Raw genomic sequence first — 15302 nt, 5'->3', positions numbered from 1 at the left:
CTTTCTTGTTACTGGTTGCCGCAGGCGGACACGGTGGCCGTGTCGAGCCAGGGCAGGTCGTGACCCATCCGGTCCCGCTTGGTGCGCAGGTACCGGAGGTTGTGCTCGCCCGCCTGTACGGGCATCGGCTCCCGGCGCGTGACCTTGAGGCCGTGCCGGACGAGCGCGTCGGTCTTGTCGGGGTTGTTGGTCAGCAGGCGCAGGCTGTGGACGCCGAGGTCCTCCAGGATCTGCGCACTCGCGCCGTAGTCCCGGGCGTCGGCGGGCAGGCCGAGTTCCAGGTTGGCGTCGAGGGTGTCGCGGCCGCGCTCCTGGAGCTCGTAGGCGCGCAGCTTGGACAACAAGCCGATGCCGCGCCCCTCGTGCCCACGCAGGTAGACCACGACGCCCCGGCCCTCGGCCTGGATGCGCTCCATGGAGGTCTGGAGCTGGGGGCCGCAGTCGCAGCGCAGCGAGTGGAAGATGTCGCCGGTGAGGCACTCGGAGTGGACACGGACGAGGACGTCCTCGCCGTCACCGATCTCGCCGTGCACCAGGGCGACGTGCTCGACGCCGTCGACGGTGGAGCGGTAGCCGTACGCCGTGAACTCACCGAAGGCGGTGGGCAGTTGTGTCTTGGCCTCGCGGCGGACGGTGGGCTCGGACGGGGGTGCCCCCTGCTCGAGCGACGTCGAGAGCTTGGGGGAGCGGCGGTAGGCGATCAGGTCCTCGATGGAGATGATCGTCAGACCGTGCTTGCGGGCGAACGGGATCAACTCGGGCAGACGGAGCATGCGTCCGTCCTCCCCGGCGATCTCGACGATCGCGCCGGCCGGGCGCAGGCCCGCGAGCCGGGCGAGGTCGACGGCGGCCTCGGTGTGGCCGTTGCGGACGAGGACACCGCCGGGCTTGGCGCGCAGCGGGAAGATGTGGCCGGGGCGCACGAAGTCGCCCGCCTCGGCCTCGCCGCCGGCCAGCAGCCGCAGTGTGGTGGCGCGGTCGGCCGCGGAGATGCCGGTGGACACGCCGTGGGCGGCCGAGGCGTCCACCGAGACGGTGAACGCGGTCTTCATCGACTCGGTGTTGTTCTCGACCATTTGGGGGAGCTGGAGGCGGTCGAGTTCGTCGCCCTCCATGGGGGCGCAGATCAGTCCGCGGCACTCGCTCATCATGAACGCGATGATCTCGGGGGTCGCCTTCTCGGCGGCGATGACGAGGTCGCCCTCGTTCTCCCGGTCCTCGTCGTCGACGACCACGATCGGTCGGCCCGCCGCGATGTCGGCGATGGCCCTCTCGACCGGGTCGAGCGCGAAGTCCGAAGCATCTTCATCGTGGCCGGTGCTGTACCAGACGGGTGCCGTGGTCATGCGGGGGTTCCTTCCAGGACGGGCTGCCCGGCCTTGCGGGAGCGCAGCCACCAGTCGCGCATGCCCGACAGGACGAGCGCGCCGTAGACGACGTAGACGAAACCGGAGAAGGCGTAGCCGTTCGCGAAGTTGAGCGGCACGCCCACCACGTCGACCAGCAGCCAGGCGAACCAGAACTCGACCATGCCGCGGGCCTGCGCGTACATGGCGACGATGGTGCCGACGAAGATGTACGCGTCCGGCCAGGGGTCCCAGGACAGGGTCGGGTACGCGTGGAACAGACCGCTGACCGCGAGCGTGCCGACGGCGGCGGCGCCCACCATGTAGGCGCGCTCGCGCCAGGTGGCGAACCGTACGGAGATGTGGCCGCCCCGGCCCTCCGCCTTGCCGCGGTTCCACTGCCACCAGCCCCACACGGCGACGACGATGACCACGACCTGCTTGCCGGCGCTGCCGGAGAGATGGCCGCTGGCGAAGGCCGCGAAGAGGACGACGCCGGACAGGAGCTGTACGGGCCAGCTCCATATGGAGCGCCGCCAGCCGAGTGCGAGGCCGATCAGACCGATGATGTTGCCGATCATGTCCGACCACTTGATGTGCTGTCCGAGGAGCGTGAACGCCTCGGAGTTCAGCCAGTTCACCGACCGCTCCCCTGGGTGTCGGGCAGCGCGACCGGCTGCTCGCCACGGGCGCCGAGCAGTCGCTCGACGTACTTGGCGATGACGTCCACCTCGAGGTTGACCGGGTCGCCTGCCTGCTTGTGGCCGAGCGTGGTCAGGTCGAGGGTGGTGGGGATGAGGCTGACGGTGAAGAAGTCCGGGCCCGCGTCGACCACCGTCAGGCTGATGCCGTCGACGGTGATGGAGCCCTTCTCGACCACGTAGCGGGAGAGGTCCGCGGGGAGGGAGATCTTCACGATCTCCCAGTTCTCGGACGGCTTGCGCTCGATGACCGTGCCCGTGCCGTCGACGTGGCCCTGGACGATGTGGCCGCCGAGGCGCTCGCCCACGGCCATCGGGCGTTCCAGGTTGACGCGGGAGCCGACGGTCAGGGCGCCGAGGCTGGAGCGGTCCAGCGTTTCGGCCATGACGTCGGCGGTGAATTCGTCGCCTTCGTGTTCGACGACCGTGAGACAGACGCCGTTCACGGCGATGGAGTCGCCGTGCTGTGCGCCCTGCGTGACAACGGGGCCGCGCAGACGGAAACGGGAGGCGTCGTCGAGAATTTCGACGGCGGTGACCTCACCCAGCTCTTCGACGATTCCGGTGAACACTTCCCGGGTCCTCCTGCCTCATGGGGCACGGACTCCGGGGCCTGTCGATGACGACAGAATGAGCGGACTGCGGCACCGGGAGCGAGCCGCATGGGGCGACACGTCCCAAAGGACGCGCCGAAACAAACGGCAACGCGCACGAATGCCCGCCCGCCGCGCACTGCCTCCCATCCGGACTTTAACCGTCGGTCCAGGAATTCCACCTGGTCAACCGGCCGCTGGAAGCGACCGGGTCGCGGACTATAACCGCCGGTTCGGACTTTCACCGACCCCGGAGTGCGCTGCTTCTGGTACAGCATCAGTGTGCCACGTCTGATCCACGTCCATGCGGGCGAACGCCTGTGGGGTGCCTCACAGGTCGTCCGGATGGACTTCTCCGGCGCATCACGGGAGGTCAACTCCCGCGAGATTCCTCATGCTTGACCCGATCGCCCCTTGGTCCGTACCCATTGACCGCCCTGGTCTAGTCCACTTAAGGTCCATGATCAATGGTTTGTCGAAGCCGAGGTGTCGCACTCGCCCCTTGAGCGACCCGGCGGCGGTGACGGAGGCCCTTGCCCCGCCGCCGGGTCTCCCCATCCGGGGCGCGCCCGCATCGCATCACCGGGAGCGCGGCGCGAAGAGGTCGTCCTGGGCCGACTCTCGGGCCGTCAGGAGAGCTCCGCGGAGTACCGCGCCGCCGCCCAGCGTGCTCGCGCGTACCTCGACCGGCAGCGGGGACATCCGGGTGAGTCGCTCGCCGACCCGCGTGGCCAGTACCTCCCCGCCCGCCTGCCCCACCTCACCGCCGAGCACCACGCACCCGGGGTCGAGAACGGCCACGACGGACGCCGCGCCGATGGCGAGGCGGTCGGCGAGGGCGGAGAGGAAGCGGTCGGCTCCGGAGGAAGCCGACGGGGAAGGTGAGGAAGAAGGGGAGGGAGCGGAGGAGAGGGTCGCCACCGCTTGTCTCACCAGCGCCGCCGCCTCCGGTTCGCCGGGCGACACCGCTGTCGCCACCAACCCGTGGCCGGCCGCGAGTTCCGCGATCGCGGCGGACCCCGCCAGGGAGTGGAACCCACCCTCGCAGTCCGTCGCCGAGGGCAGTGTCGACGTGCCCGGTACCGGCAGGAAGCCGATCTCGCCCGTGCCGCCGGACGCACCGCGACGCAGTCTGCCGTCGAGGACGACGGCCGCACCGGTGCCGTGGCCGAGCCAGAGCAGGACGAACGTGTCGCGGTCGCGGGCGGCGCCGTCACGCTGCTCCGCGAGGGCGGCGAGGTTCGTCTCGTTCTCGACGATCACGCGGGCGGGCAGCCGTTCCTGGAGGGCGGCGACCAGCCGGCGGTGCCACTCGGGCAGGCCGGAGGAGTCGCGGAGTTCGCCCGTGGCGGGGTCGATGAGGCCGGGGGCCCCGACGCCGACCGTGTGCAGGCGCTCCGCCCCGGCCTCCTTGGCCGCGCGTTCGACCAGCGTGACCGCCTGCTCGACGGCGGGCCCGGTGCCGGTGTCGTCCGCGATCGGCACCGACGCCCGGGCCAGTTCCCTGCCGAGGAGGTCGCAGACGACGACCGAGACGCCCTCGGTGCGGACGTCCAGGGCCGCGAGATGGGCCCGGTCGGCGACGATCCCGTACAGACGGGCGTTGGGGCCACGGCGCTGTTCCCCCGACTCCCCCACCACCTCGATCAGTCCGGCGGCCGTGAGGCGTTCGACGAGGTCGGCGACGGTGGGCCGGGACAGTCCCGTGAGCTGCTTCAACTGCCCTGCGGTCAGGGGGCCTTCCTGCTGGAGCAGGCGCAGTGCGACGCGGTCGTTGATGGCCCGGGCGGTGCTCGGTGATGCGGGCATGCCGGGATCCTCCCAGATCAGTCGCTCAGTCGGTGGCCAGTAAATCATCTATCTATCAGGCAGGGTTCCTGATAGTTTACGGCGGCAGCGCCGGGAGCGGAGCCTGGAGGGGCGGGAAAGATGGGTTACATGGTCTACGACCTGCGTGAGGTGAAGCGGGCGCGGTACGCCGTGGCCGCCGTCTTCGCTGTGCACGGAGCGGTGACGGGCTCGTTCGCGACCCGTGTCCCCTGGATCCAGGACCACGCGTCCGTCAGCACCGGCCAGCTCGGGCTGGCCCTCGCGTTCCCGGCGATCGGGGCCTCCCTGGCGATGCCGCTGGCGGGCCGGATCAGCCACCGCTTCGGCGCCCGTACCGCGCTGCGCGGGCTGCTGTCCCTGTGGACCCTGTCGCTGATCCTCCCGTCCCTCGCGCCGAACATCTACACGCTGTGCCCGGCCCTCTTCGTCTACGGCGCGTCGGCGGGCATGGCGGACGTGGCGATGAACGCGCTGGGCGTCGAGATCGAGAGCCGCCTCGGAAAGTCGATCATGTCGGGGCTGCACGGCATGTGGAGCGCGGGCGCCCTGGTCGGCTCGGCGGGCGGCACCCTCGCCGCGCACCTCGGCTCGGACGCGCGCCTGCACCACGCGCTGGCGGCCGGGGTCCTGACGGTCCTGGGTCTCACCGCCTGCCGGTGGGTCCTCGACCTACGACCGACCGAGGACGAGGCCCCGCCGCCGCGCTTCGCGCTGCCACCCAAGTCCGCCCTGCTCATCGGCGCGATCGGCTTCTGTGCGGTGTTCGCGGAGGGCGCCAGTCTGGACTGGTCGGCGGTCTATCTCAAGGACGAGCTGGGCAGCTCGGCCGGCCTGGCGGCGGCGTCGACAACCGGATTCATGCTGACCATGGCGCTGGCCCGGCTCGTGGGCGACGCGGTGGTGAATCGGTTCGGCGCGGTGCGCACGGTGCGGGCCGGCGGCGCTCTCGCCGTGCTCGGCGGGCTGCTCGTCGTCGTCGCGAACCACCCCGCCGTGGCGATGAGCGGCTTCGCCCTGATGGGTCTCGGCATCGCGGTCGTCGTCCCACTCTGCTTCGCCGCGGCGGGGCACAGCGGCCCCAACCCCAGTCAGGCCATCGCGGGCGTCGCCACCATCACGTACACCTCCGGCCTGGTCGCGCCGAGCGCGATCGGCACGCTGGCACAGGCGACGAGCCTGGTGGTGTCGTTCGGGCTGGTCACGGTGCTGGCGTGTGGCCTCGCCGCGTTCGCGGGGGTGCTGCGCGCGGGCGAGCGGGACCGGCCCAAGGTCAGTCCCGCGACCGCAGCAGTTCCCGACCCACGGCCCTGAAGCGGTCGCTCCAGGGAGTGGGACGCAGCGTCGCGGCGTCGAGCCGGACGAGGACCCGCGTGCCGTGCGCGTACGTGAGCGCGCCGTCGGCCGAGCAGAAGCGGAAGCCGTACGTCACTCCGGTGTTCCCCAGGCGCTCCAGCCAGAGGTGGACGGCGTACTCGCCGGGGCGGTTGATCGGGGCCTCGTAGCTGATCCGCAGTTCCTTGACGGCGTTGCAGAAGTCGCCCGCCGCCTCCCAGTCGCCCTCGTAGGCCAGGAAGCCCTGGTCGTTCCACAGGGCCGTCCAGGCGCGTTCGACCATGACCGGGTAGCGGGCGTTGTGGAGCAGGCCGAGTGCGTCCAGGTCGTCGAAGTGGACGGTGACGGGGAGGAGCCGCCCGTAGGAGAGGACGGGGGCTGCGGGGGCTTCGGCGGTCACGGGCGGGGCTCCTGAGGGTGCCGGTGGAGACGGTGGGGACACCTCCATCCTAAGCGGCCGCTCAGGAGCCCCTGATCAGGGTGTTCGTAGGCCCCCGGTCAGCCGGCGATCGAGTCCAGCTGCTCGGCGGCGGGCCGCAGTGTCCACAGGTCGCCGCCGGGCGGTGTCTCCAGTTTCGGCACCGCGGCCCGGGCCGCCCGGTCCCCCGCGTCGGCCGCCGCGTGCACGATGTCGCTCGCCGCGTAGCGGTGGAACTCCAGCTCCGGGTGGGGCCACGGCGCGGCGCCCGTCGCGGCGGGCAGCAGATAGTCGACCGCCTCGGCCAGGGTCTGGCCGTCCGGCCCCGTGTACCGCCACAGGTTCACGCCGACGTGCCGGCCGATGGCCGCGAGGCGGGTGTAGGCGACGAGGTCGAAGGTCGAGTAGTGCCAGCTGCGGGTGCGGGTGAGCTCCTGGGGCTGGCTGCCGTCCGCGGCGACCTGCGGGTCGATCCGCTTGGACTCCGCGCCGAGGACGGTCCGGCGAGCGAGGTCCTCGTCACCGGTCGCGTACGCCAAGGCGGCGAGCTGCATGTCGTAGAAGGTGCCGTGGTTGTTCTGGGCGGCGCCCTCCTCACCACCGAAGGCGCTGTTCTCCAGCCAGTCGCGGAAGTCGGTGTTCCAGGCGCGCATGGCGGTGCGGTCGCTCTTCGACCAGCCGGGGGCGCCCGTCTCCAGGATCGCGATCGCGTCCAGGACGCTGGTGTAGGACTGCGAGAAGTCGATGATGCCGATGGCCCGGCCGTCGTACTTGCAGGGGATGAACTGCCCGTGGTCGAGGTTCGGGTTCATCCGGGTGGCCGGGGCGAGGAACCAGGTGCGCAGGACGGTGGCGGCCTTCTCGGCGTACTGCTTCCTGCCGGTGTAGTACCAGGCGAGGGCGAGGTCGTACGTCGAGTCGAAGACCTTCTCGACGTCCTGGCGGTCGGTGCCGGTGTCGACCTCGGGGTTGCGCTGGCCGTCGCGCTGGACGTACGGGCAGCCCCAGGGGTTGTCGGCGGTCTTCGGCTGGGAGGGCCACCAGTACGGGGCCTGGCTCAGGTAGTCGTGGACGTCGCCGCCGGGGGCGGGCTTGGGCTTGTCGACGACCGTCCAGGGGCCCTGGGGCAGCCAGTTGTCGGCGCGGGCCGTCACGTCCTTGAGCGTGCGCTTCAGTTGGGGATCCCCGTGGTCGAGGCGGAGTCGGGTCTGCTGGAGCCGGGTGCCGTCGAGGACGGCGGTCCGGGGGGCCTTCGGCGCCGCGTGGGCCGAGGCGGAGGGGACGACGACCGCCGCGAAGGTGGCCACGGCGGCGAGGAGGACCGCCAGACGGGGTCTTGCACTCATCAAGCCTCCGATCATGAATGTGAACGCAGTTCATGAGTAAGACCGTGCGAGCGTAGAACCGCCAGGTACCCGTGACAATGGTCCGGACAAAGTTTCACGTACGAAGAAAGCGAAACTCACCATGGACCTCGGCGTGCGCTGGAAACTGCACGGCGACGGGCGGACGCCCGCGCCCGGAGCGGTTGTCCGCCCCGATGAACGCCTTTCGTGGCCGCGCACGATCGGGCTCGGCGCCCAGCACGTGGTGGCGATGTTCGGGGCGTCGTTCGTGGCACCCGTGCTCATGGGTCTGAACCCGAACCTCGCGATCATGATGTCCGGCTTCGCGACGGTCATCTTCCTGCTCGCCACCCGCGGCCGGGTGCCCAGCTACCTCGGCTGTTCGCTCTCATTCGTGGGCGTCGCAGCGGTGATCCGCGCGCAGGGCGGCACCAGCGCCACGGTGACCGGCGCGGTGTTCGTCGTCGGCGTCGCACTGTTCCTGGTGGGCCTGGCCGTGCAGCGGTTCGGGGCGCGGATCATCCATGCCGCGATGCCACCGATCGTCACGGGCGCGGTCGTCATGCTGATCGGCTTCAACCTGGCGCCGGTGACGGCGTCCACGTACTGGCCGCAGGACCAGTGGACGGCCCTGCTCACCATGCTGCTCACCGGCCTGGCGGTCGTCTGCCTGCGCGGTTTCTGGTCACGGATCGCGATCTTCCTCGGCCTGATCTTCGGGTACGGGATCTCCTGGGTCTTCGACCGGATCTTCGGAAGGATCCACTCGGTGGACGCGAGCGGCAAGCTCACCGACCACTGGCGGCTGAACCTCTCCGGCGTCGGCAAGGCGGACTGGATCGGGCTGCCGTCCTTCCACGGCCCGTCCTTCCAGTGGTCGGCGATTCTCGTCGCGCTGCCGGTCGTGATCGCGCTGGTCGCCGAGAACGCGGGCCACGTCAAGGCCGTCGGTGAGATGACCGGCGATCCGCTGGACGACAAGCTGGGCACCGCGATCTCCGCGGACGGCGTCGCCTCCATGCTCTCCACGGCGGTCGGCGGCCCGCCCAACACCACGTACTCCGAGAACATCGGCGTGATGGCCGCGACCCGCGTCTACTCCACGGCCGCCTACTGGGCCGCCGCGGGGTTCGCCCTCCTCTTCGGCCTCTGCCCCAAGTTCGGCGCGATCGTGGCCGCGATCCCGGGCGGCGTGCTCGGCGGCATCACCGTCATCCTGTACGGCATGATCGGCCTGCTCGGCGCCCAGATCTGGCTCAACGCCCGGGTCGACCTGCGCAACCCGCTGAACCTGGTGCCGGCCGCCGCGGGCATCATCATCGGCATCGGCGGCGTCTCCCTGAAGTTCACGGACAACTTCTCGCTCAGCGGCATCGCGCTCGGCACGCTCATCGTGATCACCGGGTACCACGCGCTGCGGGCGATGGCCCCGGCCCACCTCAAGACGGAGCCACTGCTGGACTCCGGCACGTCCTCGTACGACGAGGCCGACGAGGCCGACGATCAGCGCGCCAGCTCATAGGCGTACTCCGCCGAGAACGTCCCGGGCGATCCCTTGCACCCGTCCGACTCCCCCGGCAGCTTCACCCACAGATAGGCGTCGATCCTCGCCTCCCCGGTGTCCAGGGTCGGCGCCCGGCCGATCTTCCGGCCCGCCGGATCGCACCACTCCCCGTCGGCCGGGGCGCCGTTGCCGTTGCGGCTGGTGTCGATGACGGCGCCCAGACTGGCGGGGCCGCCCAGCGCGGACAGCACCTGCCGGGCGTACGCGATCTCCTCGCTCGTACGGTGGAAATTGGACACGTTGGTGAAGACACCGTCGGAGGAGGCGGCCGAAGCGGCGCCCGCCCGTGCGAGGAGCGCGGCCTGCTCGGCGGCCGGGTTCCAGGCGGAGTGGCCGGCGTCGTAGTAGACGCGGGCCCGGGGGTCGGCGGCCTTGAGGACGCGGCCGGCGCGGGCCAGCGAGGCGAAGCGGGCGGCCCGGTCGGTCGCGGGGAGGCAGTCGGCCTGGGCGACCGAATCCGGCTCCAGGACGACGATGACCTCGTCGTCGCCGAGGCCCGCCGCGAAGTCGTCGATCCAGCCGTCGTACGCGGCGAGGTCGGGTGCGCCGCCCTGTGAGGCCCCGCCGCAGTCGCGCTGCGGGATGGCGTACGGCACGACGACCGGGACCCGGCCCTCGGCCGCGGCGCCCGCGGTCACCGCCCTGACCCGAGCGGTGATGGTGGCGGGGGTGAAGTCGGCGAACCAGACGGCGGCCGGGCGGTCGGCGATCCGGGACTCGATGACCGCGCGCCGGTGGTCGCCGGGGTGGGACGCGACCCAGTCCAGGACCTGGGAGTCGGGGTGGCTGTAGAGCAGGGCGGGGGCGGCCACGGTCGCCGGCTCCTTCCTGCTCGGGGAGGGCGTCGGGCTCGGCTTCGGGGACGGGGAGTGCGAGGACGGGGACGGCGCGGCGGAGGTCCTGGGCGGGGAGGGAGTCGGCGCGGCGGGCGGCGGGCGGAGGCCGGGCGAGCGGGTCACCAGCGGATGGGCGTCGTCGGAGGGGCGCTCGCGGTCGACGGCGGACATCATCCCCGTCACCGCGCCGACCGCCACGACCACCGAGGCCGCCGCGACCATGGCGGCGCGCCGGGCCACCCGCCTGCGCTCGGCCCTGCGTGCGGCCAGGCGCTGCGCACGTAAGCCTGACACGTAGCTCCCCCCGGTTCCCACCACGTTTCCGCCACTCCCGGCCACATCCGCGCCTCCCGACACGGGCGTGTTCCCCCGTTCTGGGTATGCGCCCGGCCAGGCGGCGACTCCGATCAGCCTAGGACTGGGAACCTGCCCCCATGACGCAGTTGGAACAGTTCACCACCCCCGTCGACGCCATCGCCTCCCGGATGCGCACCCTGGCGGCGACCCTGCCGGAGGGGGACGGAATCGCAGTCTTCAACCGCGTCTACCTCACCGTCACGGAGGAGGTCGAACGGCGCCTGGACGCGGGGGAATTCCGGGACTGGAAGGCCGCGGTCACGCTGGATGTACGGTTCGCCGAGCGCTATCTGCGCGTGGCCGAGGAGGGGTCCCCGCCCGCCTGCTGGCGCCCGCTGTTCCAGTTCCGGCGCCATCCGGGAGTACGCCCGCTGCAGTTCGCGCTCGCGGGCATCAATGCGCACATCGGACACGATCTGGCGCTCGCCGTCGTGGACACCTGCCGTACGCTGCGCTGCGAACCAGCCGACCTGGAGGACGAGTTCGAGCGCGTGGGTGACCTCCTCGTCTCGCTGGAGGAGCGCGTCCGTGAAGATCTGATGCCGGGCCCCGACCTCCTCCAGATCGCCGATCCGCTCACCCATCTGCTCGGCTCGTGGAGCCTGGAGAGGGCCCGCGACGCGGCCTGGTCGGCGGCGCGGGCCCTGTGGGCGCTGCGCGGACTCCCCGACCTCGCCGAGGAGTTCGCCGACCGACTCGGCGCCGCGGTCGGTCTCGCGGGCCGGATGCTGCTCACACCCTTGGGGGACAAATCCGGCCATATCGTCGCATACGGCAGGTAATTCACTCTCATACGCGATACGTTCGCGATTCAAGTGCCTGACGCGAAGGAGCACAAGCATGGCTGCTCGGCTGGGTCTGAGTCTTCCTCAAACACGCCAGTACGACATCGGTCGAGACGTCCCGGACGTGGCGCGCACGGCTGAGGAGATCGGCTACGAGAGCCTGTGGGTGTTCGAGCGCGCCCTGTTCCCGGACCCCGCCACGCAGGGGCTGTACGGCGTCCCGAACCTGCCTTGGCCCGACTCCTACCGCGGTGTCGCCGAGCCGCTGGTGACCCTGACGCTGGCCGCGGCGGCCACGCAGCGGGCGCGGCTGGGCACCAGCGTCCTGGTCGCCCCGCTGCACGGCCCGTTCCAGCTGGCCAGGGCCCTCGGCACGCTGGACGCGGCGAGCGGCGGCCGGGTCGTGGCGGGCCTCGGTACCGGCTGGTCGCTCGACGAGTACGCGGCGGCGGGCGTGGCGCCGTTCGAGGAGCGGGGCCGGGTCCTGGACGAGGTCCTCGACGTGTGCCGCGCGGTGTGGGGCCCGGACCCGGTGTCGTACGAGGGCCGCCTGACCAAGATCGAGTCGGCCGTGGTCGCCCCGAAGCCGGCCCGGCCGATCCCGATCCTGCTGCCCGCCTTCAGCAAGAAGGCGCTGACCCGGCTCGTGGACCGCGGCGACGGCTGGCAGCCCGTGGCCCAGGGTGGCGCCGACCAACTCGCCGCCCAGTGGCGGCAGGTGCAGGACTTCGCGGCCGAGCGCGGGCGCACCGAGCCCATCCAGTCGGTGGCGCGGATCAACACGCGCTACTCCGCCAAGGCCTACGACGGCGCGGACCGCCAGCCCTTCCAGGGCAACGTCGACCAGATCGTGTCGGACCTGGTCCCGTACGCCGAGATCGGCCTCGACGAGTACTTCGTCGACCTCCAGGACGGCCCGCGGGACGCCGAGGAGCTCAAGGACCTGGCCGCCGAGGTGTACGCGGCGGCGCGGGCAGCCGGAATCTGACCGGCCGCCCCACGAAGGCCGCCCGGCTCAGTCCTCGGGCAGTTCCACCGGCGCGATCTCGTCGTAGACGTCGCCGGGCCCGGGGTTGGTCGGGTCGGTCGCCCCGCCCAGCTGGTGCATGACGCCCCAGACCGCGTTCAGCGCGGTCTGCACGGCACCCTCGGCCCAGCCGGCCGTCCAGGAGATGTCGTCGCCGGCGAGGAAGATGCCCCGCTTGTCCTCGGGCAGCGCGTCCTGCATGAAGTGCGTGAACAGGCGGCGCTGGTAGCGGTAGTGGCCGGGCAGGTTGGCCTTGAACGCGCCCATGAAGTAGGGCTCGTTCTCCCAGGACACGGTCACCGGGTTGCCGATGATGTGCTTCCTGATGTCGACCTTCGGGTAGATCTCGCCGAGCGACTTCAGCATGACCTCCATCCGCTCGTTCGCGGACAGCGGCAGCCACTTCAGGCTGTCGTCGCACCACGTGTACGAGAGGCAGATGACGGCGGGCTTGTCCGGGCCCTCGTCGAGGAGGTAGGTCCCGCGGGTCATGCGGTCGGTGAGCGTCATCGACATGACGTCACGGCCGGTCTGCTCGTCCTTGTCCAGCCAGAACGGCCGGTCGACCGGCACGAAGAGCTTGGAGCTCTCCATGTAGTGGGTCCGCTCGATGGCGGTCCAGTGGTCGATCGGGAAGAGCGAGTCGTCGCAGGCGACCTTGGAGAGCAGCATCCAGGACTGCGCGGTGAAGATCGCCGCCTTGTACGTACGGATGTCGCCGTTCGCGTCCGTCACCGTGATGCCGTTGCCCGCGGTGCGGTTGAGCCGGGTCACGGCCGGGCGCGGGGCGCCGTCGTGCAGCTTCGCGAGCGAGGTGCCGTAGGCCCAGTGCACGATCTTCTGCGGCTCGCGCTCCCACAGGCGCAGCGGCAGCTGCTGGGAGCCGCCGACGATGCCGCGGTGGTGGTCGTCGGCCTCGGTGTAGACGACGCGCAGGATCTCCAGGATCGAGTTCGGGAAGTCGGTGTCCCAGCCGCCGGTGCCGAAGCCGACCTGGCCGAAGATCTCGCGGTGCCGGAAGGACTTGAAGGATTCCGAGTCGCAGAGAAAGCCGTAGAAGGTCTGGTTGTCGAGCTTCTCGACGAGCTTCGCCCAGATCTCGCGGATGCGCGGCACATCGCGCTCACGCATGGCCTGGTTCATGTCGGAGAAGTCGGCGCCGTCTTCGAGGCAGGCGTTCCAGGCGTTCATCACGTCGCGGTAGACCTGCGGCAGGTCATCGACGCTGGTCGCGTAGTGCGACTCGCCCTTGAGGTCGACGACCGTCGAGGGAGTGGACTCCGCGAGCGGGTTGGGGAACGGCCGGGTCTCCAGACCCACCAGGTCGATGTAGTGCTGGAGGGCGGTGGAGGAGGGCGGGAAGCGCATGGCGCCCATCTCGGCGGTGAGCGACGGGTCGCACCCCTCGAAGCCCACGGTCCGCAGGCGACCGCCGATCTCGTCGGCCTCGTAGACGACGGGCTTGAGACCCATCTTCATCAGCTCGTAGGCGGCCACGATGCCGGACAGGCCGCCGCCGATGACCGCGACCTCGGTGCCGTGCTCGGTCGCGGGTATCTGGCCGAGGCCCGCCGGGTGGGCGAGGAAGTCGTCGTACGCGTACGGGAAGTCCGGGCCGAACATGGTGATCGGCGGCTGCTGCGCGTCGGCGTGCTGGACGGCGGTGGGCACCGTGGACGTCATGGGGTACGGACTCCTTGCGGGAAAGCTGGTGAGGGGAGGCGCCGGGGGCGGCCGGGTGTCAGACGAGCGACCCGTAGAGGCCGGGGCGGCGGTCCTTCAGGTACGGGTTCGCCTCGCGCGAGGCCGCGAGGAAGTCGGGGTCGGCGTCGGCGAGGACGAGTTCCTCACCGCGTCCGGCCCGGGTACGGGCGATCCCGTCGGGGCCGGCCAGCGTGGACAGTCCGACGAACTCGAACTCGCCCTCCGGGCCGACCCGGTTGACGTACGCGACGTACATCTGGTTCTCGAAGGCGCGCACCGGGACGACGGACTCGGCGACGAACTGGAAGGGGTGCATCTGCGCGGTCGGCACGACGAGGAGGTCGGTGCCGGCGAGGGCGTGCGCCCGGACGTTCTCAGGGAACTCGACGTCGTAGCAGATCATGAGGCCGACGCGGAGGCCGTTCAGCTCCGCCTGGACGACCGGCTGCTCGCCGGGCGTGAAGTGGTCGCGCTCGAAGCAGCCGAAGAGGTGGGTCTTGCGGTAGTTCGCGAGGCGGGTGCCGTCGGCGGAGATGAGCTGCGCGGAGTTGTAGACCGTCTCGCCCTCGCGCTCGGGGTAGCCGTAGGCGACGGCGACGCCGTGGCGGGTGGCGATCCCGGCGATCGCGTCGGCCCAGTCCCCGTCGGCGGGCTCGGCGAGGCGGGCGATGTCGTCGCCGATCGCGTACCCGGTGAGGAACATCTCCGGCGCCGCCACGAGCCCGGCGCCGGCAGCGGCGGCGCGGCCCGCGGCCTCGTCGAGGACCTTCAGGTTCTCGACGACCGAGCCGGGGCGGCCGGAGCTCTGGAGCAGGGCTGTGCGCATGCGTGGTCCTCACGGGTACGGAGGGGTGTCGGGGACTGTCTAGACGGTACGGGCGGGGGGCTCGGGGGGACAAGGAGGAGCCGTTGCGCGCCGGTGGACGAATCGTTGCGTGCGCCCTGCCTCCGGCGGCGATTCGTTGCGCGCCCTCGGGAGGGGCCCGAAACCCCTGAGGCGCAGGTCACAGACGTCGTGTCGAGCCGTCGCGTCCTCGCCGTGACGAGCCGTCCCGGCCGCACGGCCCGCGTCCCGTTCTCACAGCGCGCGCAGTCGCTCCACGATCTCGCGCAGCAGCTCCGGATCGGCCGTCGGGCCGCCCGGTTCCGGCCGCCGCGGCGCGTCGATGCGTACGAGACCGGCCTCGGCCAGATCGCCGAGCAGCACGCGTACGACGGTCAGGGGCAGGTCGGCGTCGGCGGCGAGCTCGACGACCGGCCGGGGTCCGTGGCGCACCAGGGCCAGCAGGGCGGCGCCTGCGTGGTCGACAGCCGGCCGGCCCTCTTCCGTCCTCAGGGCGGTGACCCGCGACATCAGATCGATCGTGTGCCGGTCCGAGGGCCGCGTCCGGCCCCGGGTCACGGTGTAGGGCCGCACCATCGCCCCGGTCTCGTCCTCGTACCAGTGGTCGTCGGTCACGGCC

The 15302-nt window shown here is 71.3% G+C and carries 14 protein-coding genes and 1 riboswitch; of the genes, 4 read left to right on the top strand and 10 right to left on the bottom strand.

From position 1 onward, the window contains the following. Positions 1-8: 8 nt before the first annotated feature. The 4 genes from ACZ7M3_RS21245 to ACZ7M3_RS21230 all read right to left on the bottom strand — a co-directional run bounded on the left by ACZ7M3_RS21245 (position 9) and on the right by ACZ7M3_RS21230 (position 4449). On the bottom strand, positions 9-1346 hold the full coding sequence (locus ACZ7M3_RS21245; RefSeq protein ID WP_472065120.1) for a bifunctional 3,4-dihydroxy-2-butanone-4-phosphate synthase/GTP cyclohydrolase II: 1338 nt from the start codon (positions 1344-1346) through the stop codon (positions 9-11). Beyond that, positions 1343-1987: a nicotinamide riboside transporter PnuC gene (gene pnuC, locus ACZ7M3_RS21240; protein WP_472065118.1), complete on the bottom strand. Its 645-nt coding sequence runs from the start codon at positions 1985-1987 to the stop codon at positions 1343-1345. Before pnuC ends, ACZ7M3_RS21245 begins: the two co-directional genes overlap by 4 nt. After that, a complete protein-coding gene (locus tag ACZ7M3_RS21235) occupies positions 1984-2619 on the bottom strand; it encodes a riboflavin synthase (protein ID WP_054236274.1) in 636 nt (211 codons plus the stop codon). Before ACZ7M3_RS21235 ends, pnuC begins: the two co-directional genes overlap by 4 nt. A 153-nt stretch (positions 2620-2772) precedes the next feature. Then, positions 2773-2903, bottom strand: a riboswitch (FMN riboswitch). Between the two features lie 316 nt (positions 2904-3219). Beyond that, positions 3220-4449: an ROK family transcriptional regulator gene (locus ACZ7M3_RS21230; protein WP_472065116.1), complete on the bottom strand. Its 1230-nt coding sequence runs from the start codon at positions 4447-4449 to the stop codon at positions 3220-3222. A gap of 129 nt (positions 4450-4578) precedes the next feature. Here ACZ7M3_RS21230 and ACZ7M3_RS21225 point away from each other — a divergent pair, with 129 nt between their 5' ends. Continuing rightward, positions 4579-5781, top strand: coding sequence for an MFS transporter (locus ACZ7M3_RS21225; RefSeq protein ID WP_452970691.1), 1203 nt, complete (start codon positions 4579-4581; stop codon positions 5779-5781). On the opposite strand, the gene ACZ7M3_RS21220 is transcribed toward ACZ7M3_RS21225, so the two are convergent. Then, the gene (locus ACZ7M3_RS21220; protein WP_472065114.1) at positions 5741-6202 is read right to left on the bottom strand and encodes an acyl-CoA thioesterase; all 462 of its coding nucleotides are present in this window, start codon (positions 6200-6202) and stop codon (positions 5741-5743) included. The two genes, ACZ7M3_RS21225 and ACZ7M3_RS21220, sit on opposite strands and share 41 nt — an antisense overlap. Before the next feature lie 98 nt (positions 6203-6300). Continuing rightward, positions 6301-7566, bottom strand: a complete 1266-nt coding sequence (locus ACZ7M3_RS21215; RefSeq protein ID WP_472065112.1) for an alginate lyase family protein — start codon at positions 7564-7566, stop codon at positions 6301-6303. 121 nt (positions 7567-7687) lie between these two features. On the opposite strand from ACZ7M3_RS21215, the gene ACZ7M3_RS21210 reads away from it, so the two are divergent. Beyond that, positions 7688-9088, top strand: coding sequence for a uracil-xanthine permease family protein (locus ACZ7M3_RS21210; protein ID WP_472065110.1), 1401 nt, complete (start codon positions 7688-7690; stop codon positions 9086-9088). Here ACZ7M3_RS21210 and ACZ7M3_RS21205 read toward each other — a convergent pair. Further along, positions 9070-10260 (bottom strand): glycoside hydrolase family 6 protein, encoded by a 1191-nt coding sequence (locus ACZ7M3_RS21205; RefSeq protein ID WP_472065108.1) that lies wholly within the window; start codon positions 10258-10260, stop codon positions 9070-9072. The genes ACZ7M3_RS21210 and ACZ7M3_RS21205 overlap by 19 nt on opposite strands. A gap of 140 nt (positions 10261-10400) precedes the next feature. On the opposite strand from ACZ7M3_RS21205, the gene ACZ7M3_RS21200 reads away from it, so the two are divergent. Both ACZ7M3_RS21200 and ACZ7M3_RS21195 read left to right on the top strand, forming a co-directional pair. Continuing rightward, entirely contained in the window at positions 10401-11105 is a 705-nt protein-coding gene (locus ACZ7M3_RS21200; protein ID WP_472065106.1) for a DUF5995 family protein, read from the top strand. Positions 11106-11163: 58 nt separating this feature from the next. Then, positions 11164-12096 carry an LLM class F420-dependent oxidoreductase gene (locus ACZ7M3_RS21195; protein WP_261686348.1) on the top strand — a complete coding sequence of 311 codons (933 nt, stop codon included), beginning with the start codon at positions 11164-11166 and terminating at the stop codon, positions 12094-12096. Between the two features lie 27 nt (positions 12097-12123). Here the strand turns inward: ACZ7M3_RS21195 and ACZ7M3_RS21190 are convergent, their stop codons facing one another. The 3 genes from ACZ7M3_RS21190 to ACZ7M3_RS21180 form a co-directional block, all read right to left on the bottom strand. Next, positions 12124-13818, bottom strand: coding sequence for a flavin monoamine oxidase family protein (locus ACZ7M3_RS21190; RefSeq protein ID WP_472065104.1), 1695 nt, complete (start codon positions 13816-13818; stop codon positions 12124-12126). A 58-nt stretch (positions 13819-13876) separates the two neighbouring features. Continuing rightward, on the bottom strand, positions 13877-14665 hold the full coding sequence (locus tag ACZ7M3_RS21185; protein ID WP_472065102.1) for a carbon-nitrogen hydrolase family protein: 789 nt from the start codon (positions 14663-14665) through the stop codon (positions 13877-13879). A gap of 252 nt (positions 14666-14917) precedes the next feature. Continuing rightward, on the bottom strand, positions 14918-15298 hold the full coding sequence (locus tag ACZ7M3_RS21180; protein WP_472065100.1) for a DUF742 domain-containing protein: 381 nt from the start codon (positions 15296-15298) through the stop codon (positions 14918-14920). Between the last annotated feature and the right edge of the window lie 4 nt (positions 15299-15302).

The organism is Streptomyces sp. NPDC111656, from assembly GCF_055656965.1.
This window is presented reverse-complemented; position numbering and strand designations above follow the sequence as displayed.